The 25,873-nt window shown below is 70.1% G+C and carries 22 protein-coding genes; 7 read left to right on the plus strand and 15 right to left on the minus strand.

Translation table 11 applies throughout. The features are described 5' to 3' along the window. Window positions 1-18 precede the first annotated feature (18 nt). The 3 genes from OHT76_RS01430 to OHT76_RS01440 all read right to left on the minus strand — a co-directional run bounded on the left by OHT76_RS01430 (window position 19) and on the right by OHT76_RS01440 (window position 3,096). Window positions 19-1,098 carry a TRAP transporter substrate-binding protein gene (locus OHT76_RS01430; RefSeq protein WP_328868844.1) on the minus strand — a complete coding sequence of 360 codons (1,080 nt, stop codon included), beginning with the start codon at window positions 1,096-1,098 and terminating at the stop codon, window positions 19-21. Between the two features lie 86 nt (window positions 1,099-1,184). Beyond that, on the minus strand, window positions 1,185-2,789 hold the full coding sequence (locus tag OHT76_RS01435; protein ID WP_328868845.1) for a sensor histidine kinase: 1,605 nt from the start codon (window positions 2,787-2,789) through the stop codon (window positions 1,185-1,187). Further along, a complete protein-coding gene (locus OHT76_RS01440) occupies window positions 2,761-3,096 on the minus strand; it encodes a response regulator (protein WP_328868846.1) in 336 nt (111 codons plus the stop codon). The genes OHT76_RS01435 and OHT76_RS01440 overlap by 29 nt, the downstream gene beginning before the upstream one ends. 283 nt (window positions 3,097-3,379) lie before the next feature. Here OHT76_RS01440 and OHT76_RS01445 point away from each other — a divergent pair, with 283 nt between their 5' ends. Continuing rightward, window positions 3,380-4,558, plus strand: coding sequence for an NAD(P)/FAD-dependent oxidoreductase (locus OHT76_RS01445; protein ID WP_328868847.1), 1,179 nt, complete (start codon window positions 3,380-3,382; stop codon window positions 4,556-4,558). Window positions 4,559-4,750: 192 nt separating this feature from the next. Then, a complete protein-coding gene (locus OHT76_RS01450) occupies window positions 4,751-8,266 on the plus strand; it encodes an ALF repeat-containing protein (RefSeq protein ID WP_328868848.1) in 3,516 nt (1,171 codons plus the stop codon). A 146-nt stretch (window positions 8,267-8,412) separates the two neighbouring features. Here OHT76_RS01450 and OHT76_RS01455 read toward each other — a convergent pair whose 3' ends face one another. From OHT76_RS01455 to OHT76_RS01465, 3 genes are all read right to left on the minus strand, one after another. Continuing rightward, window positions 8,413-10,533 (minus strand): FG-GAP-like repeat-containing protein, encoded by a 2,121-nt coding sequence (locus OHT76_RS01455; RefSeq protein WP_328868849.1) that lies wholly within the window; start codon window positions 10,531-10,533, stop codon window positions 8,413-8,415. A gap of 38 nt (window positions 10,534-10,571) precedes the next feature. After that, window positions 10,572-11,048, minus strand: coding sequence for a hypothetical protein (locus OHT76_RS01460; RefSeq protein ID WP_328868850.1), 477 nt, complete (start codon window positions 11,046-11,048; stop codon window positions 10,572-10,574). A 66-nt stretch (window positions 11,049-11,114) separates the two neighbouring features. Further along, the gene (locus tag OHT76_RS01465) at window positions 11,115-12,020 is read right to left on the minus strand and encodes an endonuclease/exonuclease/phosphatase family protein (protein WP_328868851.1); all 906 of its coding nucleotides are present in this window, start codon (window positions 12,018-12,020) and stop codon (window positions 11,115-11,117) included. Between the two features lie 205 nt (window positions 12,021-12,225). Between OHT76_RS01465 and OHT76_RS01470 the strand changes: the two genes are divergently transcribed. Further along, window positions 12,226-13,314 carry an amidinotransferase gene (locus OHT76_RS01470; RefSeq protein WP_328868852.1) on the plus strand — a complete coding sequence of 363 codons (1,089 nt, stop codon included), beginning with the start codon at window positions 12,226-12,228 and terminating at the stop codon, window positions 13,312-13,314. A 166-nt stretch (window positions 13,315-13,480) separates the two neighbouring features. After that, entirely contained in the window at window positions 13,481-14,296 is an 816-nt protein-coding gene (locus OHT76_RS01475; RefSeq protein ID WP_328868853.1) for a DUF899 domain-containing protein, read from the plus strand. Window positions 14,297-14,428: 132 nt separating this feature from the next. On the opposite strand, the gene OHT76_RS01480 is transcribed toward OHT76_RS01475, so the two are convergent. From OHT76_RS01480 to OHT76_RS01490, 3 genes are read right to left on the minus strand one after another with little or no spacing between them, the layout of a single operon-like run. Then, the gene (locus tag OHT76_RS01480; RefSeq protein ID WP_328868854.1) at window positions 14,429-14,794 is read right to left on the minus strand and encodes a hypothetical protein; all 366 of its coding nucleotides are present in this window, start codon (window positions 14,792-14,794) and stop codon (window positions 14,429-14,431) included. 60 nt (window positions 14,795-14,854) lie between these two features. Then, window positions 14,855-15,028 carry a DUF6480 family protein gene (locus OHT76_RS01485; protein ID WP_328868855.1) on the minus strand — a complete coding sequence of 58 codons (174 nt, stop codon included), beginning with the start codon at window positions 15,026-15,028 and terminating at the stop codon, window positions 14,855-14,857. Beyond that, window positions 15,025-16,545, minus strand: a complete 1,521-nt coding sequence (locus tag OHT76_RS01490; protein ID WP_328868856.1) for an FAD-dependent monooxygenase — start codon at window positions 16,543-16,545, stop codon at window positions 15,025-15,027. The genes OHT76_RS01485 and OHT76_RS01490 overlap by 4 nt, the downstream gene beginning before the upstream one ends. A gap of 226 nt (window positions 16,546-16,771) precedes the next feature. Between OHT76_RS01490 and OHT76_RS01495 the strand changes: the two genes are divergently transcribed. Continuing rightward, window positions 16,772-17,791: a sigma-70 family RNA polymerase sigma factor gene (locus OHT76_RS01495; protein WP_328868857.1), complete on the plus strand. Its 1,020-nt coding sequence runs from the start codon at window positions 16,772-16,774 to the stop codon at window positions 17,789-17,791. A gap of 3 nt (window positions 17,792-17,794) precedes the next feature. Here OHT76_RS01495 and OHT76_RS01500 read toward each other — a convergent pair whose 3' ends face one another. After that, window positions 17,795-18,427 (minus strand): TOPRIM nucleotidyl transferase/hydrolase domain-containing protein, encoded by a 633-nt coding sequence (locus OHT76_RS01500; RefSeq protein WP_328868858.1) that lies wholly within the window; start codon window positions 18,425-18,427, stop codon window positions 17,795-17,797. A gap of 76 nt (window positions 18,428-18,503) precedes the next feature. Then, entirely contained in the window at window positions 18,504-19,121 is a 618-nt protein-coding gene (locus OHT76_RS01505) for a hypothetical protein (protein WP_328868859.1), read from the minus strand. Between the two features lie 185 nt (window positions 19,122-19,306). On the opposite strand from OHT76_RS01505, the gene OHT76_RS01510 reads away from it, so the two are divergent. Next, window positions 19,307-20,506 carry a sensor histidine kinase gene (locus OHT76_RS01510; protein ID WP_328868860.1) on the plus strand — a complete coding sequence of 400 codons (1,200 nt, stop codon included), beginning with the start codon at window positions 19,307-19,309 and terminating at the stop codon, window positions 20,504-20,506. Next, the gene (locus OHT76_RS01515) at window positions 20,503-21,153 is read left to right on the plus strand and encodes a response regulator transcription factor (protein WP_328868861.1); all 651 of its coding nucleotides are present in this window, start codon (window positions 20,503-20,505) and stop codon (window positions 21,151-21,153) included. Before OHT76_RS01510 ends, OHT76_RS01515 begins: the two co-directional genes overlap by 4 nt. A gap of 66 nt (window positions 21,154-21,219) precedes the next feature. On the opposite strand, the gene OHT76_RS01520 is transcribed toward OHT76_RS01515, so the two are convergent. From OHT76_RS01520 to OHT76_RS01535, 4 genes are read right to left on the minus strand one after another with little or no spacing between them, the layout of a single operon-like run. Then, window positions 21,220-22,542 (minus strand): family 43 glycosylhydrolase, encoded by a 1,323-nt coding sequence (locus tag OHT76_RS01520; RefSeq protein ID WP_328868862.1) that lies wholly within the window; start codon window positions 22,540-22,542, stop codon window positions 21,220-21,222. Between the two features lie 14 nt (window positions 22,543-22,556). Further along, window positions 22,557-23,996 carry a glycoside hydrolase family 43 protein gene (locus OHT76_RS01525; protein ID WP_328868863.1) on the minus strand — a complete coding sequence of 480 codons (1,440 nt, stop codon included), beginning with the start codon at window positions 23,994-23,996 and terminating at the stop codon, window positions 22,557-22,559. Window positions 23,997-24,036: 40 nt separating this feature from the next. Then, window positions 24,037-24,963, minus strand: a complete 927-nt coding sequence (locus OHT76_RS01530) for a carbohydrate ABC transporter permease (protein WP_443049688.1) — start codon at window positions 24,961-24,963, stop codon at window positions 24,037-24,039. A gap of 1 nt (window position 24,964) precedes the next feature. After that, window positions 24,965-25,870 (minus strand): carbohydrate ABC transporter permease, encoded by a 906-nt coding sequence (locus OHT76_RS01535; RefSeq protein ID WP_328868864.1) that lies wholly within the window; start codon window positions 25,868-25,870, stop codon window positions 24,965-24,967. Between the last annotated feature and the right edge of the window lie 3 nt (window positions 25,871-25,873).

Consider the following 25,873-nt stretch of genomic DNA (forward strand, 5'->3'; position numbering starts at 1 on the left):
GTGCGGTGCCGGGTCCTGCTAGGCCAGGCAGTCGGCGGGAACGTCGAGGGCGGGCTGCCGGGGCAGCTTCGCCTTCAACTTCTCGATCTCCGCGATGAAGGACTTGGTACGCGCGTCCTGCCCGAGACGAGCGTATTCCGGCCGCAGCGCGTCCCGCAGTCCCTTCAGGTCGGTCTCGGAGGCCATGGCGAACCGAGCTCCGGCCTGGCACAACTGCACGACCAACTCGGCTTCTCTGTCCGAGAGTTGCGGTGAGCGCCGGGCCGCGTCCGCAGCTGCCTCGCGCAGCCAGCCGCGCTGCTCACCGGTCAGTCCGTCGTACAGGTCCGCGTCGGCGATCAGCGCGGCCGTCTGCGGCCACAGATGGACATTGGCCGTGATGTACGGGGCTCGCAGGGCGTAGTTGTTGAGGCGGTGGCCGATGAGGTACATCTCGAACCCGTCGATGCGGCCCTGCTCGAGGGCCGTGTCGCGGATCGGGCCCAGCCCTTCGAACGGCTCGGCGCCCAGGCTGCGCAGGGCGCGCGACTGCCCCGCGGACCGGGCCGTGCCGAAGCTGATCCCCCGCCAGTCCTCCGGTCCGAGCAGCGGCTTGCGCACGGCGACCGGCCTGCGCAGCCCATCCGCCAGGACCGCGAGTCCCGTGACACCGAGCGGCTTGAGGTCCGGCAGCATCCGCTCGGGAATGCCGCTGTCGAGCACGGCGCGCTGCAGGGCGTGGCTGTCGACGAGCAGCGGCGCCGTGAGCGCCTGGAAACCCCGCACCCCCAGCGTGTCGAAGACCCGGGTGCCCGCCCAGGCGAGGTCCGCCTTGCCCGCCGCCACATCCCGGACCACGCGCTGCTCGGCGTCGACGGCGAACTCGCCCCACTCGTGGGCCACTTCGACGCGCAGCGCACCGCCGGACACCTCTTCCACCCGCTCGACGAAGTACGCCACGGCCGGTTCGTAGTCCAGGTCGGCATAGCCGTTCGCGAGCGTGAGCACCCGCGGAGTGCCCGGCCCCCCGGCCTTGTCCCCCTGCCCGGTCGCCGTCGTGCAGCCTGCCACGACGGCGGCCGCCAACACGGCCGCGGCGATCCTGCTTCCCCTGCTCATCCGGGCCCCCCTTCAGGCATACGCCGACAGTAGGCTCCCCACGTCGACCGGGCATCGTGGCTGGCACGGATACCGGGTCTCCAAGGTCACTGGCGGGTGAGGGGGATGCGGGCCGACAGGACAGTCCCCGCCCCGCGGTCGGAGACGAGGCCGAGCGTGCCGCCGAGTGCCTCGACGCGGTCGACGAGCCCCTTCAGACCACTGCCGTGGTTCGGGTCGGCACCACCAACGCCGTCGTCCCGTACGGCGATCAGGACGATGGTGTCCGCACGGCGCACCTCGACCTCGGCCCGGGATGCCTGCGCGTGCTTCGCCACGTTCGTCAGTGCCTCCGCGACGATGTAGTAGACGGCGGCCTCCAACTCACCGGCGAAGCGCTCCTCGCACACATCGAGCCGCACCGGTAGCGCCTGGCGTGCGGCCAGGGTCTTCAGCGCGCTGCTCAACCCGGCCCCCAGTTCGCGCGGATGCAGCCCGAGTGCGAGCGTCTGCAGCTCGTCCATGGTGTGCTCGAGCCGGTCGGTGGCCCGCGCGAGCGCGGCGGCTCCCGGGCCGTCGGGGTCCGTGCCGAGCGTGTGCAGTGTCTCGCGGAGGGCGGCCAGGCGCTGCTGGGGCCCTTCGTGCAGCCGTCGTTCCAGTTGCCGCCGTTCCTCGTCGGCGGCGAACAGCAGACGCCGCTGGGAGGCCCTCACCTCGTCTATCTGGGCCCGCAGTTCGGCGTGCAGGGCGGCGTGCGCGGCCGTCAGCCGGGTCGCGGACTCCACCGCTGCCACGAGGGCCGGATCGTCGAGTACGGCCGGATCGTGCACGAGTACCGCGAAGGGGCGGCCGTCCCGCTCGATCCGCGTCACTGTACGGCGGTCCGCGGCATCCGGCAGTTCCACGGGCCGCCCGGCCGGGTCGAGGTACCGGCCGTGCTGCGCCTGCCAGTAGCCGACCGCCAGCGAGTGGTCGTCGAGGGCCCGCACCAGGGCGTCACGCAGCAACCCGGAGCGGTGCTCGCCGAGTTCCACGACGAGGTCGGTCACGGTGGTGGGCTGGGACCGCCCACGGATGCCGTGGGCCGCCCGTACGGCGACCGTGCACAGGGCGGCCTCGTAGAGCCACAGGGTGGACGCCATGGCACCGGAGGACGCGCCCACGGTCAGCCGTACCGCGGCGCCCACGACCAGCGCGGCGCACCAGGCCGCGCCGGCCCACAGGACCACGCGGCGATGCCGTGACCTGCGGCCTCCCGCGCGGAAGTGCTCGTACAGGAGCAGCCCGGCAACTGCCACGGACAGCCCGATGGTCACCGCCTCGTACCGCCACCAGCCCCCGATCGACGCGGCGTAGCCGACACCGACACCGACCAGGGCAGGGCGCGAGCGGGGCCACAGGCCGGGGTAGGCGAGGAGCAGATGGATCAGGGTCCCCCGATGCCAGAACAGCAGCGGCCCGTGGACATTGGCCGCGAACCATGCCACGGACGTCGCTGCGAGCAGTGCCGAGGCTCCGCGCGCCGTCGGCCAGACCCAGCAGGCGGCACCGGCGAACGTGGCACCGACGAGGAGATCCGGGGCCCAACGCCCGGGCTGGTCCCAGCCGAAGGCCATCGACTCCGAGACGATGCCGAAGCCGGTCATGGCCGCCATGGCGGCGATGACCAGCCAGTAGTTCGCCCTAGGCGAGCAGGAGGCGGAGTGCGGCACCGGACAGCTCACTCTTCAGCAGGAAGCCGCGCACGGGAGCATGCGCGACGCGCGGGCCGTACGTGGCGGCGGGCCGGCTGGAGACGAGGACGACCTGGGGCGGGGCGGCCAGTCGCGCGAGCCGGCCGGCCACCTCGAACCCGTCGATGTCGGGCAGCCGGACATCGAGCACGACCAGCGCCGGCCCATACCGGTCGGCGGCCCGCACCCCGTCCACGCCCGTGGCCGACTCGGCGACAACCACGAAGCCGTCCGCCTCCAGCAGCAGACGCGCCGAGGCCCGGAACGCCTCATGATCATCGATCACGAGCACCGTCTCCCTCACCGCAGCATCGTCCCACGCTGCCACGCACGCGCATCCGTGCCAGCCACATGCACGCCCTGGGTTGGCAAGGCGTGTTCGTGGGTCGGCGATCCGTCCGGCAACCTTCGGTTGGGTGGCGGGAACTGACGGTGTCCCGCGGTCGGGCCCCACACGGACACCTGGTGTGACGTGGGTCGCGTCGGTGGTCTGTCACAGCCGGTGGGGGCTGCCTCGTCCCAGGGGTGTCACCGGCACCGAAGCCGGTGCCCGACCATGGGAGGTTGAGATGAACAACGGTCACCACATCGTCGTTCTCGGCGCCGGCTACACAGGGATGTTCAGCGCCATCCGCCTGGCCCACCGCACCCGGCGGACCGGCGTGAAGATCACCCTGGTCAACCCTTCGAGCCGGTTCGTCGAGCGGCTGCGGATGCACCAGATCGCCGCCGGGCAGGAACTGGCCGTGCACCGGATCCCCCACCTGCTCGCCGGTACCGGCGTCACCTTCGTCCAGGGCACCGCCACCGCCATCGACCCGGAGAACCGGAGCATCACCGTCGACGGCTTCAGGTCCCTCGGGTACGACAGGCTCGTCTATGCGCTGGGCAGTTCGACCGACACCGGCAGCATCCCCGGTGCCGACGCCCATGCGTTCACCCTCAACAGCCCGGAGATTGCGGGCCGTTTCGCCGCCCGGCTCGCCGAGCTCTCCGAGTCCGGCGGCACGGTCACCGTCTGCGGCGGCGGCCTGACCGGCATCGAGGCGGCCACCGAGATCGCGGAGAGCCACCCCGGTCTGGATGTCACGCTGATCAGCCCGGACGAGCCCGGCGGCATGATGGGTGGCAAGGCGCGTGCCTACCTCTACCGCGCGCTGGACCGCCTCGGCGTCACCCTGGAGACCGGTGCCCGCGTCACCAAAGTGCTGCCCGACGCCGTCGAGTTGGGCGACGGCCGGATCGTCCGCTCCGATGCCTGTCTGTGGACCGCAGGCGTCAAGGTGGCGTCCCTCGCCGCCGACGCCCGGATCGCCACCGACGACCGCGGCCTGATCCTGGTCGACGCCACGCTGCGGTCGGTGTCCCACCCGGAGATCCACGCCATCGGTGACGCCGCCGCCGTCCGCCTGCCCTGGGGACAGATCCACGGCACCTGCCAGAGCGGTCTGCCCACCGCCCAGTACACCGCCGACACCATCGCTCGACTGGTGCGCGGCAAGGCCGTCAAGCCGTTCCGCTTCGGCTACTTCCACCAGCCTGTCAGCCTCGGCCGCCGCGACGCCGTCATCCAGTTCACCAAGGCCGACGAGACTCCCCGCCGCCAGTGCCTCACCGGACGCAGCGCCGTCGCGTACAAGGAGATGGTCAGCGGCAGTCCCCTCAAGACGTACCGGCTCAGCAGGCGTATGAACGTCACCACCATCGTCTCCAAGGGCGGCCGCGCCACCCGCACGGGGTCAGACTGACCTGAAGTCCGGTGAGGCGGAGTAATCAACCCGTATCACGAAACTCTCGCCACTCTTCCCTCAAATGTTCCAGGGCCTCCCACCCTGTCCTGCGAGATAATGTGCGGTTCCCAACTCTCCCTGTTTAAAGGGTAGTCAGCGCATATCGGCTGCTTGGTGCCGGTGTATGCCAGATTGGGAAGGATCTATGCCTTGTCACCTACGCTGTGGAGCAGACGTCGCATCCTCGCGTCGCTGGCCGGAGTTGCCGCAGCTCCCGCACTGCCCTCCATCTTCGCTCTGACGGCCGGCCCCGCCCACGCCGCCGAGGTCGACCCGGGCGGTACGTACAACGGCCTGCCGGATACCGATCGGGGTCGGGCCGTGTGGGCGTACAGATCGGGCGGTCGGGCTGTACGCACCGCGGCAGCCGCGGCCCTGGTGGGCAGCGCGGCGGACGTAACGACGTTCCTCGACCAGAAGTTGCCCGTGGCCCGGGCCGAGGACAACAGGTTCACGCTCATGCAGTCCCTGGTCACGGCGGGCAAAGCGACGCGCGAAGGTATCGGCGGGGCGTTGTCCGACGGAAACGCGGCGGTCGAGACCTTCCTGAAGGGCGGCTTCCAGACCGCCGTGCACGAGGATCTCAAGGTGGCCGTGGCCACGGTCATGGCCACCGGTGGTCGCGCGGTGAAACGTAAGGCGTCCGCCGCGCTGGACACCGATTCGGACTTCGCGTTGCGCGCCTTCCTGAGTGGCGGGCAGTTCACAGCTCACGAGGAGGACCAACGTGTACAGGTGATGTCGATCCTCTCGACGGCGTCACCACAGGTGCGTGAGTACGCTCAGCGGGCGCTGGACGACGGGTCGCCGAGGGCGATCCGGTGGTTCCTGGAGTCGGGTCAGTACATCGCCCGGGCGCGTGACGAAGAGTCGGCGACGATCGAGCAGCTGGTCAAGGTCGTGGAGGCGGAGGGACTCCGCGCCGGCCGGAAGACCGACGAGGCCGTCGAGCTGTCCGCCCAGGCGGTCGAGGCTGCCGAGAAGGCGAAAGAAGCGGCGCTGGAGGCCAAGGCCGAGGCCGAGGCCGCCGAGGCGGATGTCCAACGCTCGGCCAGGGCGGCGAACAAGGCGGCGGAGGCTGCCAAGGGTGCGGCCGCGGCCGCATCGACCGCGGTGTCGGCATCGCGGACGGCGCAGGCCGCCGCACAGCGTTCGGTGGCGGCCGCGCAGGCGGCTGCCGCTGCGGCGGCCTCGGCAGGGCGCGCTGCGGCAGGTGCGTATCGTGCCGCGATCGCGGCTTCCAAGGACGCATCGATGGCGTCTGTGGCCAGAGCGGCAGCAGAGGCCGCCAAGAAGATGGTCAGCTTCGTGCGCTCCGTGGCCCTGAAGGCCGACATCGCGGCGGCGGCTGCCGACCAGGCCGGTCTGGCGGGCGCGGCTGCCGCCAGCTCGGCGATCAACGCGGCCGCCGCCGCTCGCGCATCGGCCGAGGCGGCCGTGGCCGCCGGCGCCGCGAAGTCCGAGGCCGCCGCCGCACAGCAGGCCGCTGCCGCGGCAGAAACCGCCGCGGCCAGGGCGACCGAGGCTGCGAAGAGGTCGCAGACCTTGGCCGGACAGTCGGCTGCCGCTGCCCGCACGGCGCGTGACGCGGCCATCAGCGCTGCCGATCATGCCGAGAAGGCGGCCGCCGCCGCTGTGGAAGCGGCTGACCATGCCGGCGAGGCGGTCGACTACGCCAACCGGTCCACGATCGCCGCCGATGGCGCTGTCAAGGCGGCGAACAAGGCCGCCGCCGCTGTCGCCGAGGCACGTGACGTCGAACTGGCGGCCCGTGAGGCCGAATCCGCCACGCTGGCCGAGGAGACCGAAGAGGCGCTCGAGCGCGCGCGGCAGGAGGCGAGCGCGGAGACGGATCAGCTCGAACGGTTCAACCGGGAGCGGACGCAGGAAGCGCGCCTGTCCGAAGAGATCCGAGCGCACATCAGCTCCGCGGAGGCGGCGCTGAGGGACGGAAAGACCGAAGAGGCCGTGGCGGCCGGGCGCAAGGCAGCGGTCCAGCTCATCGACCGGTCGGGGACCTGGACCCGGGAGGCCGCGGAGTTCGCGCTGGCCGGATCGGACGAGGACGTCGTCCACTGGATCGACACCGACCGCGTCATCGCTCTGCAGCAGGACAACGCCGAGAACGTCGCGGCGTTGGCGGCGGTGTCGACGACGGATGTGGCCAAGGCGGCCGCAGCGGCTCTGCAGACCGAGGACGCCGCCAGGATCAAGTCGTTCCTCGAGAGCGGGGCGATCGAGGCGGCCAAGGAGAACAACCAGGTCGAGGTGTTCGCGATCCTGGCCGAGGACGGCACCGGTAGCGCGGTGCGGCGCGCGGCCGAGGCCGCGCTGGACGCGGGAACCGCCGAGGCCCTGCACACCTTCCTGCACGTCGAACGCACCGCGGCCGTCCGCGAGGACGACCGGGTGGCGGCCATGACCCTCCTGGCGAACGGGGGCCCCTACGTCAAGGCGGCAGCCAAGATCGCGCTCGAGGGCAACACGCACATGCTCCGCCAGTTCATCGGGACCACGCAGCACGAATTCGCGCGGATCGACCAAGATCACGCCACGCACATCAGCGCGATCCGTGCGGAGATCGCGCGCGCGGCCAAGATCGCCGCGGACGCACAGGAGGACGCGGCACGGGCCTCCGAGGCGGCAGCCATCGCAAACGAGGCCGCCGACAAAGCGACCGAGTGGGCCGAACTCGCCAAGGGCTACGCGGCCGACGCCGCGAAGTCCGCCGAGGAAGCACGCAAGAACGCCGAGGCCGCCGAAGCGTCCGCGGCCGAGGCCGCGCAGTCCGCCGAGACCGCACGTCAGGCAGCCGCCGCTGCTCGCCAGGCGAGCAGCGTGGCGAGACAGGCGGCGACGAGAGCCGTGCGGTCCGCCGAGGTCGCCGCGTCCTACGCCGCGGACGCCCAGTCCTCGGCAACGGCCGCCCGGAAGGCGTCGATCGAGGCGGGCAAGGACGCCGCCGCCGCTGCCCAGGCCGCGTTCGAGGCCAGGAACCTTGTCATCCAGGCCGCGATACGCGAGGCGATCCAGAACGCGCTGGACAACGCGAACGTGCCCATCGGTGACGGCGAGACCGACCTTCCACCCGGCGCCGAAAGCTGCCTGACGCCGTTCGGCGACCCCATCGAGTCCGGCAACAGCACCAACCCGTGGGAGCTGGGGTGGAGCTGGCTCACCGCGGACGGCGCCCGATCGCAATGCTTCGGCCCGGACGACGAGTTCACCACCACCTACCGTGATCACTGGTGGACGCAGAAGACCATCGACTACTTCGCCGACCGCACGCAGACCGGGAACTACGAGCTGGGCCACACCTACTACTACGACTACAGCCTCGCCGGCTTCGAGGGAGTCGGGAAGTACCTCGCGGACGTCGGAACGCTCGCCACGGCCGGGCACACCGGAAACCTGGCGTACACGTACCTGGGCTCGCACGACATCAGGATGACCCCCATCCGCGAGAATCCGGACGGCTCCGTGGTCTGGCGGTACACCGCGTACAACGAGTCCGACATCGAGTCCGGGACCCACCTGCCTGTCATCGGCTACACGGACTGGTGGAGCGACACCGTCGGTTCGCTCGTCGACCAGGTCGTCGGCGACTCCGGACCGATGTCACGCACGACCCAGGTCATCGAGTTCAACGTGACGCTGGGGCCGTGATGGGCAAGAGGGCAGGTGGACGGTGGCTCGTCGCCACCCTGCCCCCTTCCGCGAGTCCGACTCCCAGCGCTACCTGAGCGACCAGTCGACAATGGCCGGTGGCCGCGGAACATCCGTTCCGCGGCCACCGGCCGGCAACGCGCAGGCTAGTAGTTGTAGGTGTTGGCGAAGCGGGAGCGGGTGTAGTCCCAGCTGGTGGCGGGAACGGTGTAGCCGGCGAGGCCGGAGTTGAAGAGAGCGTCCGGGCGTGCGGTCCAGGTCCACATCTTCACGCTGCTGTCGGCGAGGTAATGCATGATCGAGAGGTCGTCGCGGCCGTCGCCGTTGTAGTCGCCGACGACGAGCTGGGACCGGGTGATGTCGAGGCCGCCGGGGCTGTTGAGGGTGACCTTGGCCGAGCCGAAGCGGTCGGTGCCGTCGACGTTCTCCGACATGATGGTCGAGGTCTTGTCGCTGCCGTCGGCGTAGTCGTACCAGATGGTGGCGTCGTCGCGGCCATCGCCATTGAAGTCGCCGGAGTGCGGGTAAGCGCGGTTCCAGTCGAGGGCGAGGGTCTGCCACCACACGGTGGGAGCAGCGAAGCCGCCGTTGGGCTGGGCGTTGAAGACGTAGGTCTTGATGCTGTCATCACCCTGGCCGTAGAAGACGCTCAGGTCGTCGCGGCCATCGCCATTGAAGTCGCCAGTGATGATTTTGGCGCGGGCCCGTGCCCAGGTGCCGGTGGGGGCGGACCAGGAGCTGGTGGGGGCGTTGAAGGTGCCGGAGGCGGTGGAGACGTAGGTCCAGATCTTGGTGGTGCCGTCGGGATAGGCGTACCAGACGGCGATGTCGTCGCGGCCGTCGCCGTTGAAGTCACCGGACTGGGGGGTCATGTAGGTCTTGTGGAAGGGGCCCCCGGCCGGGCTGCTCCACGCTTCGACGGGGTCGGCGAAGGTGCCGTCGGGCTTCCCGAGGAAGGTCCACAACTTGACGGTGGTGTCGCTGTAGCCGAGGAGGGCGGCGATGTCGCCGCGGCCGTCGCCGTTGAAGTCGCCAGTGACGAGCTTGTGGTTCTTGGCTTCCCAGGCGCCGGCGGGGAAGGTGAACCCGCGCTCCGGAGAGCTGATTGCTCCGTCGGTGGCGGCGAGGAAGGTGTAGATGTTGTCGGTGCCGGCCGTGAAGTCGTACCAGGCGGCCATGTCACTGCGACCGTTGCCGTCGTAGTCGTGGCGCGGAGCGCTGTTGCTGGACCACTGCGACTGGTTCTGGGCGTTGTAGACGACGAGGTCACCGCCGTCGCCCAGGCTGGCGTAGCCGCCCGCGGCGGAGGTCTTCGACTCCCACAGGGAGGCGCCGGCGGCCGACTTCACGGACAGGTTGCCGGCCGCGCTGAGGGTGGCGGTGGCGCCCGCGTTGCCGCTCGTGCCCGAGGACCACAGGGTCTTGCCGGCGTTGGAGGCAACCGTCAGGTTGCCGTCGGTGCCCATGGTGACCTTGGCGGACTTCGACAGCAGGGAGTCGCCGGAGGCCAGGGTCTGCCCGGCGGTGAGGCTCGCGCCGCCCGGCTTGCCGTCGGTGCGGGCGGCGATCGCGCCGGTACGGGTCTCGGTGGTGCCGTGGCAGCCGCCCTGCCAGGAGCGGGAGTTGACGGCGACCAGCTCGTACGAGCCCCCGCTCGTAGCGCGCAGGACCGGGCCGCCGGTGTCGCCCTTGCAGACGGAGTCGTCGGCGCTCTTGCCGGTCATGGCGAGGGTGCCGTCGGCGACCGCGTCCAGGGTGTAGTTGGCCTGGTGGAGCTTGCCGGGCACCCATTCGGTCTTGGTGCGGCCGTAGCCCAGGACGGTCAGCGCGTCACCGGCGGCGGGCGCGGTGGCGGCGAGCTTGACCGGGGTGACGGCGGTCGCCGGGGAGGCCAGCCGGGCGAAGACCAGGTCGCGGCCGGCCCGCGGCACGATCTGGGTGACCTCGGCGACATGGCCACCGGTGCCGCTCAACGTGGTGCGGCCGATCGTGGCGACCGTCTTCAGCTTCGGCTTCCCGGCCGCCGGCGCGGTACCGGACTGCGGGTCGTCGGCGAAGCAGGAAGCGGCGGTGACCAGCCACTCCGGGTCGACCAGAGCGGCCGAGCAGGAACGCGTGCCGCCGATGTCGAGGTGGGCGGTGAAGGCGTGGGTGCCGTCCGGGGCCGGGGTGCCGACCACGGCGTGCGCGGCGGGCAGCGGCACGGACAGGACCGCGCCGGCGGCGAGCAGGGCCAGGACGGGTCTGAGGCGGCGGGGCGAGAACATGGGGTATCCCTCTCAGCTGAACGAACGTGCCGGATGGCCTACTTGGTGGCGCGGAGCTCCACGAGCGTGTGGTCGCGGCCCTCCGGGTCGGCGCTCTCGCCGACCGCGGTCCAGCTGTTCGGGTCGATGTCGTAGGAGGTCTCGGTGCCGTCCACCGTCATGTCGGCGACGATCTTGTAGTCGTTGCCCTTGATGCCGTAGACCGCCGGCACCTCCATGGCGACCCGGCCGGAGGCACCCCGCACCGAGAAGCAGAACGCTTCGGTCCTGTCGCGCGCCCAGACCTCGATGAGCCCGGTGGCGCCGCAGTCGGCGAGCAGGATGTTGCCGTCGCCGGTGGTCAGCCGGATGCCGGTGTCGGCGTAGATCTGATCCGCGTTCGGATACGCGAAGTCCTCGACGGCCACCGGAGGTATGTCCTCGGCAGTGGCGGTCGAGGCGCCGTTGAACAGCAGCGCGGCAGCGGCGGCGACGGCCGCGGTGGCGGCGCCGGCCAGTGTGATCAGGGGTCTCACGGGTCCTCCGTCTTTTCGAGCGGGCGCTCGGCTATGCGTTCGGCCATGTGGGGCGCCCTACTCGTATCAGCCCGCTTGAGCCCCTCGCTCCTGAAAAGTTCCAGGGTCCTGGCCCGCCCCGGGGATGTGCTCAAGTGAGTCCAGGTCGGCGCGGAGCAAAGAGTGGTCTGAATACGGGGAGGATTGCACGCTGTGCGTGAGCGGGGCGATGCCTCGCAGGAAGATGTAGTCGAACTTGCTGAGCCATGCGGTGGTCGTCTCGCAGGTGCCGTCGACGGGCGAGGGGTGGCACTGCGGGTCGGCATCCGCAGCCAGTGCCCACATCCGGGTGAGTTCGGGAGCGTCCGGTACGGCGTTGAAGTCACCGAGAACAATTGCGCGGTCGTGCCGGGCAACTGCCGTGGCGAGTACGTCCGTTTGCTCCGCTCGGATCTCTTCTTGACGTCGTTCGGCGAGGTGTGTGTTGAAGACCCGGACGAGCCGGCCGCCCACGCGAGTGGTGACTGCCATGTACCCACGGTCTTCGGATCCACCGTCGGGGTATTCCACGTTGACGCGGTCTTTCATGGGTGCCGCCGACAGAATCGCCTGGCCGTAGGCTCCCGGACGCCACGGCACTCCCCCGCAGCGGCCCCAATTCCGCAGCACCGTCCCGTACTCGACGTGGTAGACCAGCCCGTAGAGGTCCTCCAGATAATCGCGGATCCTCGCCACGTCGCGCTCGCACGCTTCTTGCAAGCCGATGACCTGAGGCGCGTATGTGGCGATCTCCGCTGCCCGATCGACGTTGCTTTCCTCGCAGGGGTTGCAGAGGTTCCACGTCATTACCCGGTTCGGAACAACATCCTTTACGGCGCTCGCGGGCAGTTGTCTGGCGATGGGGGCACCGCTTGGTGCACTGGGGCCGACGAGCACCGCACAGACCACGATCACGGCGCCCGCGAGCAGCCGCGTGCCCCTTTCGAGCACCATCGCCTCCTGATTGTGGATTCATATGGCAACTGGCGTCGCCATTCACGAGGTTATGCGACGGGGTTGTCAGCAACCCTGCTTTTGGATCTTAACCAGGCGACTGCGCCCGGCCGTCCGACAGAGCCGTCCGAGGCCTGCCCGGCCACTCAAAGCATCGTCCCGCCACCGTGAGTGACCTCCCTATTGCCGGGTACTCGACAGCGGTGTGGAACCCCTTGCCGTACCGGTCAACTCACACAATGAGTGGGACCCCTTGGAAGAAATCGTCGTCGGGCGGCTCGACGGTGCGACCATCCCTTCCCGCCATCCGGTGGTGACCTGCAACGTTCCGCCCTGGGCCGGACGGCTGCTGGGGTTGGCGGCCGGCTTCAAGTACCCGAGCGTGCTGATCGAGCGGGCCCAGCAGGAGCTCGATGAGTTCATTGCCCTGCTGCGGTCCTTCGATGTCACGGTCAGGCAGCCGGACCCGGTCGACCACAGGCGGCGCTTCGGGACCCCGCACTGGTCGTCGCGCGGCTTCTGCAACACCTGCCCGCGGGACAGCCTGCTGGTGATCGGCGACGAGATCATCGAGACGCCGATGGTGTGGCCCTGCCGGTACTTCGAGACCCACTCCTATCGCCCGATCCTCAAGGACTACTTCCGGCGTGGCGCTCGCTGGACGTCGGCCCCGAAGCCGCAGCTCACCGACGAGCTCTTCGTGCCGGGGTTCCGTGCGGCGCGGTCCGGGGAGCCCGTGCGGCACATCCTCACCGAGTTCGAGCCGGTCTTCGACGCCGCGGATTTCGTACGCGCCGGCCGGGACCTGTTCGTCACGCGGAGCAACGTCACCAACCGGACGGGCATCGAGTGGCTGCGCCGCCACCTCGGACCCGGCTATCGGATCCACGAGATCGACAGCCGCTGCCGTACGCCCATGCACATCGACACCACCTTCGTCCTGCTGGCGCCCGGCAAGGCCCTGGTCAATCCCGAATACATCGACGTGGACCACCTGCCGGACGTCCTGAAGTCGTGGGACATCCTCATCGCCCCCGAGCCCGACCCGATCGACGACCGCCTGCTCAGGATCACGTCGATGTGCGGCAAGTGGCTCAGCATGAACGTGCTCATGCTCGACGAGAAGCGGGTGATCGCCGAGCGCCACCACACCGGCATGCTGCGCGCCCTCGAACGGTGGGGCTTCGAGCCCGTCCCGGGTGATCTGCTGCATTACGCGCCCTTCGGCGGCTCGTTCCACTGCGCGACGCTCGACATCCGACGCCGCGGAACGCTGGAGTCCTACTTCGACTGACCAGTCAGCCACGGTGAGCGTGATCCATGCCGAACATATCGTCAACAATTTTGGTGGCAATAGTGGGTCCGCGATGAGTTCCGGCCGAGTCGCGAGTCTCTTCTGGTGACCGCCGTAGGACAAGGTCGTACGACGCTGCCCGGCACGAAACACCACGGAGGACACCATGACGACCGCACCGGACGATCCGACCGCCGCGCTGCCCGGCCGCCCGCCCGTCGTTGACCTGGCGACTTGGCAGGCCGCCCGTGACGAGCTTCTGGTCCGCGAGAAGGCCCATACTCGCGAGGGCGACGCCATCGCCGCGGCCCGCCGGCGGCTGCCGATGGTGGAGTTCGACGGGACGGTCGAGGTCGTCGGACCCGACGGCCCGGTTCCGTTCCTGGACCTGTTCCAGGACCGGGACGAGCTCGTCGTCTACAAGCACATGTGGTACGACGGCGCGCCGCACCAGGGGCAGTGCGAGGGCTGTACCACCACGGCCTGGCACATGAAGGACGCCGTCTACCTCAACGCCCGCGGCGTCTCGTTCGCGGTCCTGACCACGGGCCGTTGGGACGAGGTGGCCTCGTACGTCGAGTTCATGGGCTACACCCAGCCCTGGTACTCGGTGCGGGACGTGGACGAGCCGGTCGGCGGAGACATGGGGTACATCACCTGCTTTCTGCGCGACGGCGACCGCGTGTTCCTCACCTACTCCACGACGGGCCGTGGCAACGAGCCGGTCAACGGGTCCCTCGGCCTGCTCGACATGACGCCCTACGGCCGCCGCGAGGGGTGGGAGGACAACCCCGAGGGCTGGCCCGAGGCCCCTGAGGTCGGCGCGCCGGTCGGTGGGCATGGCGCGCCGATCTGCTGGTACTGGCGCTCGGACGCGGACGGCAACGCCACCTGGGGGCCGACCAGTCGGCCCGTACCGCAGTGGACCCGGCCCGGGGCGGGCCCTGTTGAGAGCCTCGGGCGGCGCGGCCACCACCACTGAGGGACGGGGTGTTTACCCAGGATGCCCTGGGGCACTCGTGGCGTGCCTGAGTGGCCGCGGGAAGGAGGCTGCGGGCACGGTGGGACCCGTGCCCGCAGCCTCAACTTCTGTCCCAGACCTGCCTTCTGTGGCTCAATCCCCGACTTCACCTGCCGGTGGCAGCTGTTCGTCGGGCACGACGTTCACCGCGGCCTCCTCCGCACCCGTCGCCGCATCCTCGGTGGTGTCCGTCTGCGCGCCCTCGTCCGGCGCCGTCACGTCGGGTGCCTCCTGCGCCAGTCTCTCGTCGAGGGACTCGCCCTCGTGTTGCTCGGACGCCGTGGTGCCTGTCTTGGTGACACTCATCGGCTCGTCCGGCGGGGAGTAGGCCTCGTCGAGCATGTCGTCGTACGTGCGCTCGTCCGTCGCGTCCTGAAGGTCCAGCGGGGCGGCGTCCGCCTGCTCCTCATTGCTCCCCGTGGGCTGATAGACGTCGTCCGCCATGTTCTCGTCGCTCATCTTCGCCTCCAAGGGTCGGATTCGTCGGGGTCGCCAGCGGCCGGATTCCTCTCGGGCCGGTCACAACGCCAGTACCAGCGCGAAGGCGAGGAAGAACGCCGCGCACAGTACGACGACGATCATGATGATGAACAGCGGGCCCTTGGCCCAGCCCTTCGCCGGGTTGTACGTCTCTTTTCGTTCATGGTCGCCGGGTACCCGTTCAGGGGAGGCCCTACGAACAATCAGGCTCACCCCGACCGGGCCGGGTGCCGATCCGGCGCTGTGCACCAGTGGTCCAGCGCGGCAGTGAGTTCTCGTCGGCGGTGGTCGCCGTCGGGTTCGTCGGTTGCCCAGGCGACGTAAGCGTCCGGGCGTACGAGGATCAGGGGCGGTACGGCGGTGGCACGGCTGTCCGCCACGGCGTGGACGTCGACCGCGTCCGCCACCCGGCCGTCTAGTGCGGCGGCCTCGGACGGGTCCACCGTCAGCAGGACGAACCTTCCCGTCCGCAGCGCCTCGTACAGCCTGCTCGCCCCTCGCGCACCGGACAACGGCAAGTCGGGCGCCCGGGCACCGGCCGATGGATGAGCGTCCGGCCCGGACTCGTAGCGGATGCCGATTCCGGACAGCGCGCCCGCCACCTTGTCCACGACAGGTCCGACCCGGAGCACGGTCCGGCCGACGAGTCCGCGCACCGCCCGCAGGGGCGACGTGCGCAGTAGGACGAGCCGGACGAGCGCCCCGGTCATGTGCACCACCGCCTGCCCGACGGGATGACGCTCGGCTTCGTAGCTGTCCAACAGCGCGTCGTCCGCGCGGCCGCGTACGACGGCGGCCAGTTTCCAGCCGAGGTTGAAGGCGTCCTGCAGCCCGGTGTTCATGCCCTGCCCGCCGGCGGGGGAATGCGTGTGGGCCGCGTCGCCGGCCAGCAGCACCCGGCCCTGCCGATAGTGCGGGGTCTGGCGCTCGTCGTTGTGGAACCGCGACAGCCAGCGGGCGTCGTGCATGCCGTAGTCGGTGCCGAGCGCGCGGCGGGTGTCCTCGCGCACCTCCTCCAGCGTGGCGGGCGCGTCGTCGGGCAGTTGGCGGTGCCGGTACCAGGTGATGACCCGGTACCAGCCGTCGCCGAAGGGCGCGATGAAGGCGAAGCCGTCGCCGGTGCCGTTGACGGTGAGCACCTCCGCCGGGGGCTCGGCGAGTTGTACGTCGGCCAGAACCACCGAACTCATCACCGAGGAACGGCCGATGAACGGCAGTCCCACCGCACGGCGCACGGTGCTGTGCACTCCATCGGCGCCGACCAGATACGAGGTCCGCTCGGTGCGCACCCTCCCGTCCGGCCCGCGAAGTTCGGCCTCGACCCCGGCGGCGTCCTGGCGCAGCGAGATCAGCTCGGTCCCCCACCGCATCTCCACGCCCACCGCCTCGGCCCGCTCCCGGAGCACACGCTCGGTCTCGTACTGCGGAGTCACCAGAACGAACGGGAATCGGGTGGGCAACCGGGTCAGGTGAAGGTCGGCCGCGCCGAATATCCGGACGCTGTCGACCGTCACACCGCCGGCGACGAGTTCGTCGGCCATCCCCCGCGAGTCGAGGACTTCCAGGGTGCGAGCGTGGACGGCGAATGCCCGGGTCAGATTGGACTCGGTGTGCCGCCGCTCCACGAGCGTCGTCGCGACGCCGGCCTGGGCGAGCTCTGCGGCAAGCAGCAGTCCGGTGGGGCCGGCGCCCACTACCAGGACGTCCGTGTCCGGGGCCTTGTCGGTCATCTCCGGTCCTCCGCCCGGTCCGACGCACAATGCATGACGCGGCCGTCACTACGACCTCGTGGCCGCGTGCCCGTACGGCACGTCCATAAACTCGCCGCGTCGTGGATGCCGCACGCATAGAGGCGGCGTCGACCTGGCCGTTGCCCGGCCGGTTCGGCGTCGGCTCCTCGGGTACCCGGAGAGCCCGCTGACGGAGGGAACTCAGACCGGACGGAGGGCCGTAAGGATGCCTCCCCTGACGCAGACTTCCGCGCTGGAATCCCAGGTGAGCCGCGGTGCTTCCACCCGCTCCGCACGTGCGCGCGGCCGGGTCCCAGAACCCGACGAGGAGCCGGATCTACTCGGCCAGTATCTGACCCAGATCGCGGCGACCCCACTGCTCACCGCGGAGGACGAGGTACGGCTGGCCCAGCGCATCGAGGCCGGGGTACGGGCCGTCGAGGAACTGGAGGAGGCCGACGCCGGCGAGCGCGACCTGGGGCCGGAGCGGCGCCGGGAACTCGATACGGTCGCTCGCGACGGCGTGGCCGCAAAGGACCACATGATCCGGGCCAATCTCCGGCTCGTGGTGGCGATGGCCAAGCGGCACGCCCACCGGGGTGTGCCCCTGCTCGACGTCATCCAGGAGGGAAACCTGGGGCTGATCCGGGCGGTGGAGAAGTTCGACCACACCAAGGGATTCAAGTTCTCCACCTACGCAACCTGGTGGATCCGCCAGGCGATCGAGCGAGGCCTCGCCCAGCATGCCCGGACCGTACGGCTGCCGATGCATGTCGTGGAGGAGCTGCGAAAGCTCGGCAAGATCGAACGGCGTCTGCAGTTCGACCTGGGGCGTGCGCCCACCGCCGAGGAGGTTGCCCAGGACAGCGGCTTCACCGAGGACCGGATCGGCTGGCTGCGCCGTGTCGGGCGGCACGCGGTCAGCCTGGACACGCCGGTCGACGAAGCCGGTGAGACGGTGATCGGCGACCTCATCCCCGACACCGAGGTGCTGCAGGCTGCGAACGTCGCCGAGTACCAGGCACTCGCGCAGGACCTGAGGAAGGCCATCGGCACCCTCGCGCCCCGCGAGGCCATGATCCTCAGCCTCCGCTACGGCCTGCACGACGGGGAGCAGCGCACCCTGGAACAAGTGGCACGACACGTGGGCCTCACCCGCGAGCGCGTACGCCAGCTGGAGAAGCAGTCGCTGGCGAGGCTGAGGGCGCCCGAGACGGGGCAGCGCCTGCTGGCGTGGGCGAGTTGAGCATTACTGAACTTGAGCCCCGAGGCCGGCCAGCAGGCCGTCGAGTGGAGAGGGGACGCGGTCGGGGTCGAGGGCCTCGACGAGGACCCGGCCGTAGTGGATCTTGCGGCCCTTCTTCGTTCCCAGGAAGCGCTTGAACTGCTGGTGTGGGGCTCGGCCCTGCTGTGCGGGCTGGCGCAGGAAGGTCTTCAGGGCGCGTGAGTCGCCTTCCGCCCGGACGAGTTCCTCCACCCGCGGCACGCCCAGCGCGCGGATGAGCTCGTCCTCCAGGTCCGCGGCACAGACGTAGAAGTCCTGCTCTGTCGCACCGGCTTGTTCGAAGCCGCGGGCGTAGTAGGGACGTTCCGCCTCGTCGCACAGGCCCGTGAGGCGGAGGCCCAGGCCGGGTGAACCGAGGAGTCGGGCGTAGCGCCCGACGCTCATCGCACCGCCGATCGACAGGACGCAGATCCCTTGGGCCGCCAGGTCCCGGCCGCGGCTCTCGGCCAGGGCGTTGACGGCCGCGACATCGCTCAACCCTTCGAGCAGGACGGCCACCCGGACGGGCAGCCCCGCGGCCAACTCGTGCGCGGGGTCGCCGGGTCCACCCGCCGCCCACGCGGTGACCGCGTCCCGGAACGCCCCCATGTCAGTCATGGGACGAGTCTCGGGCCGTTGCGGCCACAGCGCGAGGGAATTTCCGCGGGTGGGTCGATCGGCCGAAGCTGCCGGCTCACCGAACCGCAGCAGCAGACCCGTGCACCGGAGCCTGCTCCGACCCGATCCACCCCCACAGGGACAGGGCAAGCCAGATCACCGACGCACCCGCGAGCACGTGGACGAGGCTGGTGAACACCGAGTCGGGAAGCGGCCCGAGCAGCGCGAGCGCGGCCAGCATCACCGCGTACCCCCACGACGGCACCTTGGGGAAGAGTCCCGTACGCACCATCGAGAGCCCGAACAGCACGGTACCGACGGCGAACACGACCGCGCTCCCGAGCAGCGCCACCCGGACCGTCCCGGTCAGCACCTCGTCCAACGTCGCGTCGTCGAGGCCGAACAGTGCCATGTTCAGGGTGAACGCCGCACCCCCGAACAGCCCGAGGCCGATGAGGTTCACGGCGTACCCGATCGTGCCCGCGCGACCCGCGTCGCCGTGCTGGCGCAGGTGCAAGGCGACGAGCAGCGGCGTGGCGAAGGCAGGTGAGACACCCAGGACGAAGCTGGTGGCGGTGGTCTCGCCGGTGAAGGCCTCGATGGCGCCGGGCAGGGCGATGAAGAGGCCGGACAGGATTCCGCACACGGCACCGAAGCGGAAGAACCAAGGGGAAGGGGCAGGAGGCAGCAGCATCACAACACACTCCGAGGACGACGGTTCCCGCAGCTCAGCGGGACACGGCGAATGTAGGAGCGGGCCGGCGGGGGCCGTGAGTGCCGGGTGTCCACTCCTCGTGGCCAAAGGTCATGTGACGTTCGGCAGGGTCCGCGGCGGGGCGACGGCACGTAGCCTGGGGCGGCCGGGCTCGGGGAGGGACGATGGCGATATTGGGGATGAGCGGCGGCCGTACGAGCCCTGGCACAGGCGCGGGCCCCACTCCCTCCCGTCCCGTGTTCTGGGTCGCGCCGCTTCTGTACCTCGCCGTCCTCCTCGCGGGCCTGACCGCGGCCGCCCACAACAGCTCCCTCGCCACCGCCCGTACGGCCGCCTTCGTCGTAGGACTCCTCCTGCTCCTCCTCCTGGAGCGCGGCCCGGTCCGCCCGCCCCTGGCCCTGCTTGCCGCCCGTCTCGTCCTCATCGTCGCCGTCGCCGCGCTCGACGACTCGGGCCTGTCCAGGGCGCTGCTCGTGCTGGTCCCCTTCACCGCGTACTTCGCCTTCGGCCGCACCGCCGCGCTCGCCCTCACCGGCTGCTGCGTGGCCGTGGTCCTTGCTCTCTACACGCTGTCCGAGCCCGCCTGGTACGCCGACCCGGAGTACGTCTCAGATCTCCTCATGCTGCTCATCGGCCTGGTCCTGGCCCTGTCCATGGCCGCGGTGGCGATCGGCGAGCAGCGGGGGCGGGCCCGGCTTGAGGAGTACGCGGCACGGGTCGCCGAACTGTCGGCCACTGACGAGCGCAACCGGCTGGCCCGCGACATCCACGACAGTCTCGGGCACCATCTCACCGCGATCGCCGTGCAGTTGGAGAAGGCCGCCGCCTTCCGCGGCCACGATCCGCACGCCGCCGACCAGGCCGTGGCCGACGCCCGTCGCTCGGCGGGACTCGCGCTCGACGACGTACGAACCTCGGTACGGGCGCTGCGCGATGACCGTGCCGCGCCCTTCTCGCTCCCGGCCGCGCTGGCCGAACTCGTGCGGGAGCTGGACGACGGCCGGATTCAGGCGTCCTTGCAGGTCGACGGTGAGCCGTACGACGCTCTCGGCGCCGACGGGGCGGCGCTCACCACCCTCTATCGCACCGCCCAGGAAGCGCTCACCAACGTGCGGCGGCACGCGGATGCGGGACGCGTGACCGTGTCCCTGACGTTCGGCGCGGACAGCGCGCGTCTCGTCGTCGCGGACGACGGCCGTGGGTTCCGGCCCGGCGCCGTCACGGTCTCCCAGGGGTTCGGGCTGCTCGGTATCCAGGAGCGGGCGCGGCTGCTGGGCGGCACGGCCGGGATCGACAGTGCATCAGGGGCGGGTACGCGTATCACGGTCGAGATTCCCCGCGTCGTACCGGAGACGGGCGCATGACCGACGAGTCCGCGTCCGTGTCCGTACTCGTCGTCGACGACCAGCAGTTGGTCAGAGACGGCATCGCCTCACTCCTCGGCATCCAGCCCGGCATCGTGGTCGCGGGCACTGCCGTCGACGGCGCGGACGCGGTCGAGAAGGCGCTGGCGCTCGGGCCGGACGTGGTGCTGATGGACGTACGGATGCCGGGCATGGACGGAGTCGAAGCGCTGGCGATCCTGCGGCGGCGCGGGTGCGCGGCGAAGGTCGTCATGCTGACCACGTTCGACGACGAGGAGTATGTGGTGCAGGCGCTGCGGGCGGGCGCCAGCGGCTATCTGCTCAAGAACCTGCCGGCGGCGCAACTCGCCGACGCGGTGCGGCTGGCACACGCCGGGGTCGCCCAACTCGACTCCTCGGTGACCGGTTACCTGACCCCGGCCCCTCGGCCGCCGTCTGCCGCCGGTCCCGCGGCCACCGGACTGACGTCCCGCGAGATCGACGTACTGCGCCTCCTCGCCGACGGCTCGACGAACCGCGAGATCGCCGCGCGTCTCTTCCTCAGCGAGGGAACGGTCAAGAACCACATCTCCCGCGTCCTGTCCCGCCTCGGCCTCCGCGACCGTACGCAGGCCGCGCTCTATGCCCGCGACCATGGGCTGTTGTGAGCGTCACCGCCAGCGCTGAGGGGTCGCCCCAGGTTCGCATCCTGGGGCGACCGACGTCATCCCGCCTCAGGCAACCTCGATGCTGTCCAGTTCGGCGTACCACTCCCCCTTCCCCAGACGGATCGTGTTCCAGCCTTCCCGTAGATCCACGGAGACGGACGTGTGCTGCCAGTTGTCCCAGCCCGAGTACGGGTAGCGGACCTCGCCCGATGGCGTTCCGTTGATGGTGAGGTGGTGGGTGGACGTGGAAGGGGAGCCGTTGCCATAGCGGACGGTCAGGGTGTGGGGGCCGGGGGTTGGGACGTAGACCGTGAACTCCACATAGCTGTCGGCGTGGTCGATGTAGCCGACCGCCTTGCCGTCCAGGGCGCCCGGCGCGTCGCGGACGATCGCGTGGTGCACGACCGCGTTCTCCGCCTGGTAGATCACCTTGCTGCCGTTGACGACGGGGTAGCCGTTGGCCCAGCCGAGGTCGGCGAGGTACATCGCGCGGTGGGTGCGGTCGCTGCTCCAGCCGTGGAAGGCGATGCGGTCACGGCCGTCGGGGCCCGTGACGACGTCCTGGCCACCCGGGCCGCGGACCGTTCCGGAGAAGGAGTCGGTGGTCATCAGCGGGGCGGCGGCTTTGGTGTAGGGGCCGGTGAGGTGGTCGGCGACGGCGTAGCCGGTCTTGTAGCGGTCGTCGCCGTAGTGGTCCGCGGAGTAGAACAGCACATAGTGCCCGGCGCGCTTGACGAGGGTGGGTGCCTCGATGAGGGAGCCCTCCCAGGCGCGGTCCTGGCGGATGAGGGGTACGGGGTCGCCGATGGTGCGGGTGCCGTCCCAGGTGACTTCTTGGAGGTACAGCCAGGTGTCCAGGCCGCAGCAGTTGCCGTCGTTCTTCCACAGCAGGTAGCGGTGGCCGTTCTCGGTGTACGACGCCGGGTCGATGGCGCCGCCTTGGGCGGCCGGGCAGACCAGGGGGCCGTTGCCCACCGGCCGGAAGGGGGAGTTGGGTGAGCTGGCTCGGGCGACTCCGATGCACTGCTTGTCGGTGGCCCTGTCCCGGGCGACGTAGTGCATGGTGAAGTCGCTGCCGGTGGCGAACACTTCGGGCGCCCAGACCAGGGAGCGGTCGGGTTTGGCCCAGCCGCCGACCTCGGGCAGGGCGTCGGCCTCGGCGACGGTCCAGGTCAACAGGTCGGTGGAGGTGGCGTGTTGGATGTACTTGCCGTCGGCGTTGGTGGCGTAGGCGTGGTACGTGTCGCCCACCTTCACGATGTCCGGGTCGGGGAAGTCCCGGTCGAGGACGGGGCCGGCGCTCGCCGCCGACGACGGGTGGGTGCCGAGGCCGAGGCACAGGGCGGCTGCGGCCGTCGCGACGAGCCTGCGGATACGGGTGTGCGGCATGGCGTTCCTTCCTCTCAGTTCGTGTACACCTCGGCGCGGTCCACGCTCACGAACGACGCCTGGGACTGGGCGTTGCGCTCCCCGGTCACCCGGATCCGCAGCGTGTGCGTGCCGTACGGGAGCTTGGGGCTGACGTACTGGAGGGATTCGCCGGTGCGGATCGCGCCGTAGAAGTCGACGCGTTGTTCCGTGCCGCCGTCGACGCTGATCGCGCCGATGCCGTTGCCGGTGTCGCGCACGGACAGCAGGGCGATGCGGGTGCCGGTGAAGGTGAACGTGGCGGTGTTGCCCGCCCGGTCGCTCCAGTGGTCGTCGCCCCAGAAGCACTGCGCGGCGCAGCCGGTGCCGCTGTTCCAGGTTCCGGTGTAGGCGACGGTGCCAGCGCCGCTGGAGCGGCCGTCGTCGTTGATCCAGTAGGTGCCGGAGCCGGGGTCGCCGGAGGGCAGGTCCTGGGTGGCGCCGAGGGCGAGCGGGCGGCCGAGGTTGGGGCTGCCGTCGGCGTTCCAGGTGATCTTCTGGGCGCGGGTGGTGCGGTCGGTGTAGGTGTACGTCGAGGTCGTCTTGGCGTGGTAGACCATCCAGTCCTCGGTGCCGTCGGGGGACTTGAAGAAGGCGTGGTGGCCGGGGCCGTAGACGCCGCGGTCGTCGGCGCGGGAGAACAGTGGCCCGTTGTGCTGGGTCCAGGCCGAGGGTGTGAGCGGGTTGGCGCCGTTCGGCAGGGACATCATCCACACCTGGTAGTCCGGCTTGCCCGTGTCGCAGGTCGAATACGTCATCCAGGTACGGCCGTTGCGGTTCAGGAACTCCGGGCCCTCGCGGACCTCGGGGCAGCCGCCGGCGGCGTCGAGGGCGATCGCGTCGCCGGAGACGGTGTAGGGGTTGGCCATCGGGGCGATGTTGAGGCCGTTGTGCTGGTACGCGTTGATGCCGCTGTAGGCGAGGTAGAGGCGGCCGTTGTGCTGGAAGACGGCGGGGTCGATGGCGAAGTCGGAGGCGTGGTTGGGCGGGGTGAGTTTGGCCTTGAAGTGGTAGGGGCCGGCCGGGTCGTCGCCGGCGGACTCCAGGACGTAGAGCCGGTGGTGGTCGTCGATGCCGTCGTCGGCTGTGTAGTAGAGGTACCAGCGGTCGCCGAAGCGGTAGAACTCCGGGGCCCAGATGTTGCGGTTGCGGGAGGGGTCGGTGTCCGTCCAGACGGTCACCGGGTCGGCGGTGAGCAGGGTGCTCAGCGAGGGCGAGCGCCACATGCGGATGCTGTTGCCCTGGGTGGTGGTGAGGTAGTAGTTGCCCTTGAAGTGCGTCATGTACGGGTCGGGGCCGGGGTTGAGCGGGTTGCGGAAGGTGCCCGCCGCGGCGAGCTTGGGCTTGGGTGCGGCGGTCGACGACGGGACGATCGCGAGGCCGAGCAGGAGGGCCAGCAGGACAACCAGCAGGGAGCTGCGGGGCCTTGTGTGCATGAGCGACTCCTCACTTCGATGTGAACGGGTCGGGATGTGGTCACTGGCCGCCGAGGCCGGTGGTCGCCACGGACTTCACGATGTGCCGCTGGAAGAACAGGAAGACCACGACGAGCGGCAGTGCGGCCAGGACGGCGGAGGCCATCGACTGGGCGTATTGGATGCCGTAGGCGTCCTTCACGGAGGTGATGCCGACCGGCAGGGTCATCAGGGCCGGGTCGGAGGTCGACACGAACGGCCACAGGAAGTTGTTCCACGCCCCGATGAACACGAAGATCGACACGGCGGCGAGCATCGGGCGGGACAGCGGCAGCAGTACCGACCAGAAGATCCGCCAGTGGCCGGCGCCGTCGATGCGGGCGGCCTCCTCCAGTTCGTGGGGCAGCGAGTCGAAGTGCTTCTTCAGGATGAACACCATCACGGGTGCCACGGTCTGCGGCAGGATCACCGCCGCGTAGGTGTCGAGCAGGTGCAGGCTGAGCATCTGCTGGAACCACGGCACGATGAGCAGCTGGGGCGGGACGAGGACGGCGGCCACGGTGAGCGCGAAGAGCCAGCGCCGGCCGGTGAACAGGGTGCGGGAGAAGGCGTATCCGGCCATCGCGGAGACCAGGACCGTGATCACGGTGACGGCGGCCGAGATGAGGAAGCTGTTGAGCATCCACAAAGGCAGGTCGCCGCGCTGCCACACGGTGCTGAAGCCGTCGAAGGTCAGTCCGTTCTGCGGCCAGAACCAGTGGACGGGGTCGCTGGCGTCCTGCTCGGTCTTGAAGGCGGTCAGCAGCGCCCAGGCCATGGGCAGCAGCCACACCAGGGCCATGACGGTGAGGGCGGCCAGGGCCAGCAGGCGCGAGGTTCTGCCCTCCCCCAGGCTGAGGTGAGTGCGGTGCCGGACCGTCATCTCCCGTATGGGGGCCTTCACTTGTGGGGCGGGAGCGGGTCGGACGGGCAGGTCGGTGGAGGTCATGTCACTTCTCCCGGCGGCGGAGGGCGGCGTACTGGGCGGCGGAGGCGAGGATGACGAGGGCGAAGAAGATGTAGCTGATCGCCGAGGCGTAGCCGAGCCGGTAGCCCGTGAAGCCGACGTCGTACACGTACTCGATCACCGGGCGGGTGGAGTTGTTGGGGCCGCCCTTGGTCAGCAGGTACACCTGGTCGAACACCTTCAGCGAGGCCAGGATCTGCAGGACGGTGATGACGACGGTGATACGGCTGAGCTGGGGCAGGGTGATGGACCACAGGCGCCGCCAGGCCCCGGCGCCGTCGATGGCGGCCGCCTCGTACAGATGGTCCGGGATCGACTGCAACGCGGCCAGGTAGAGCAGGAAGTTGAAGCCGACGGTCCACCACAGGGTGGTCAGGACGATGGCCCACATGGCGACCGACTCGTCGCTGAGCCAGCCCACCTGCTCCAGGCCGAGCACGTCGAGGAGGTGGTTGTACAGGCCGAGGTCGGGCTGGTACAGCCAGATCCACAGCAGGCTGACGACGCCGACGGGCAGCAGGTAGGGGGCGAAGAACGCCAGCCGCCACACCCACTGGCCTGGCAGGCCGGTGTGCACGAGCAGGGCCATGGCGAGGGCGACCGCGACGAGCGGGACGGTCGACAGGACGGTGAACCACACCGTGTGGCCGAGGGCGCGCCACATCTCCGCGTCGCCGAAGGCCTCGGTGAAGTTGTCGAGGCCGATGAAGGACGGCTCGTGGGCCGACAGGGAGGTGTCGGTCAGGCTCATCCACAGTCCCTGGCCCAGCGGCCAGAGCATGAAGACGGCGAACAGGGTGAGGAAGGGGAGGGCGAAGAGCAGGCCGGGTGACAGCAGCCGGCGTACCGACAGGGCCCCGGTGCGGGGCGAGGCGTGGGGAGAGGACATCGT

The sequence above is a fragment of the Streptomyces sp. NBC_00287 genome (assembly GCF_036173105.1).
Taxonomy (GTDB): domain Bacteria; phylum Actinomycetota; class Actinomycetes; order Streptomycetales; family Streptomycetaceae; genus Streptomyces.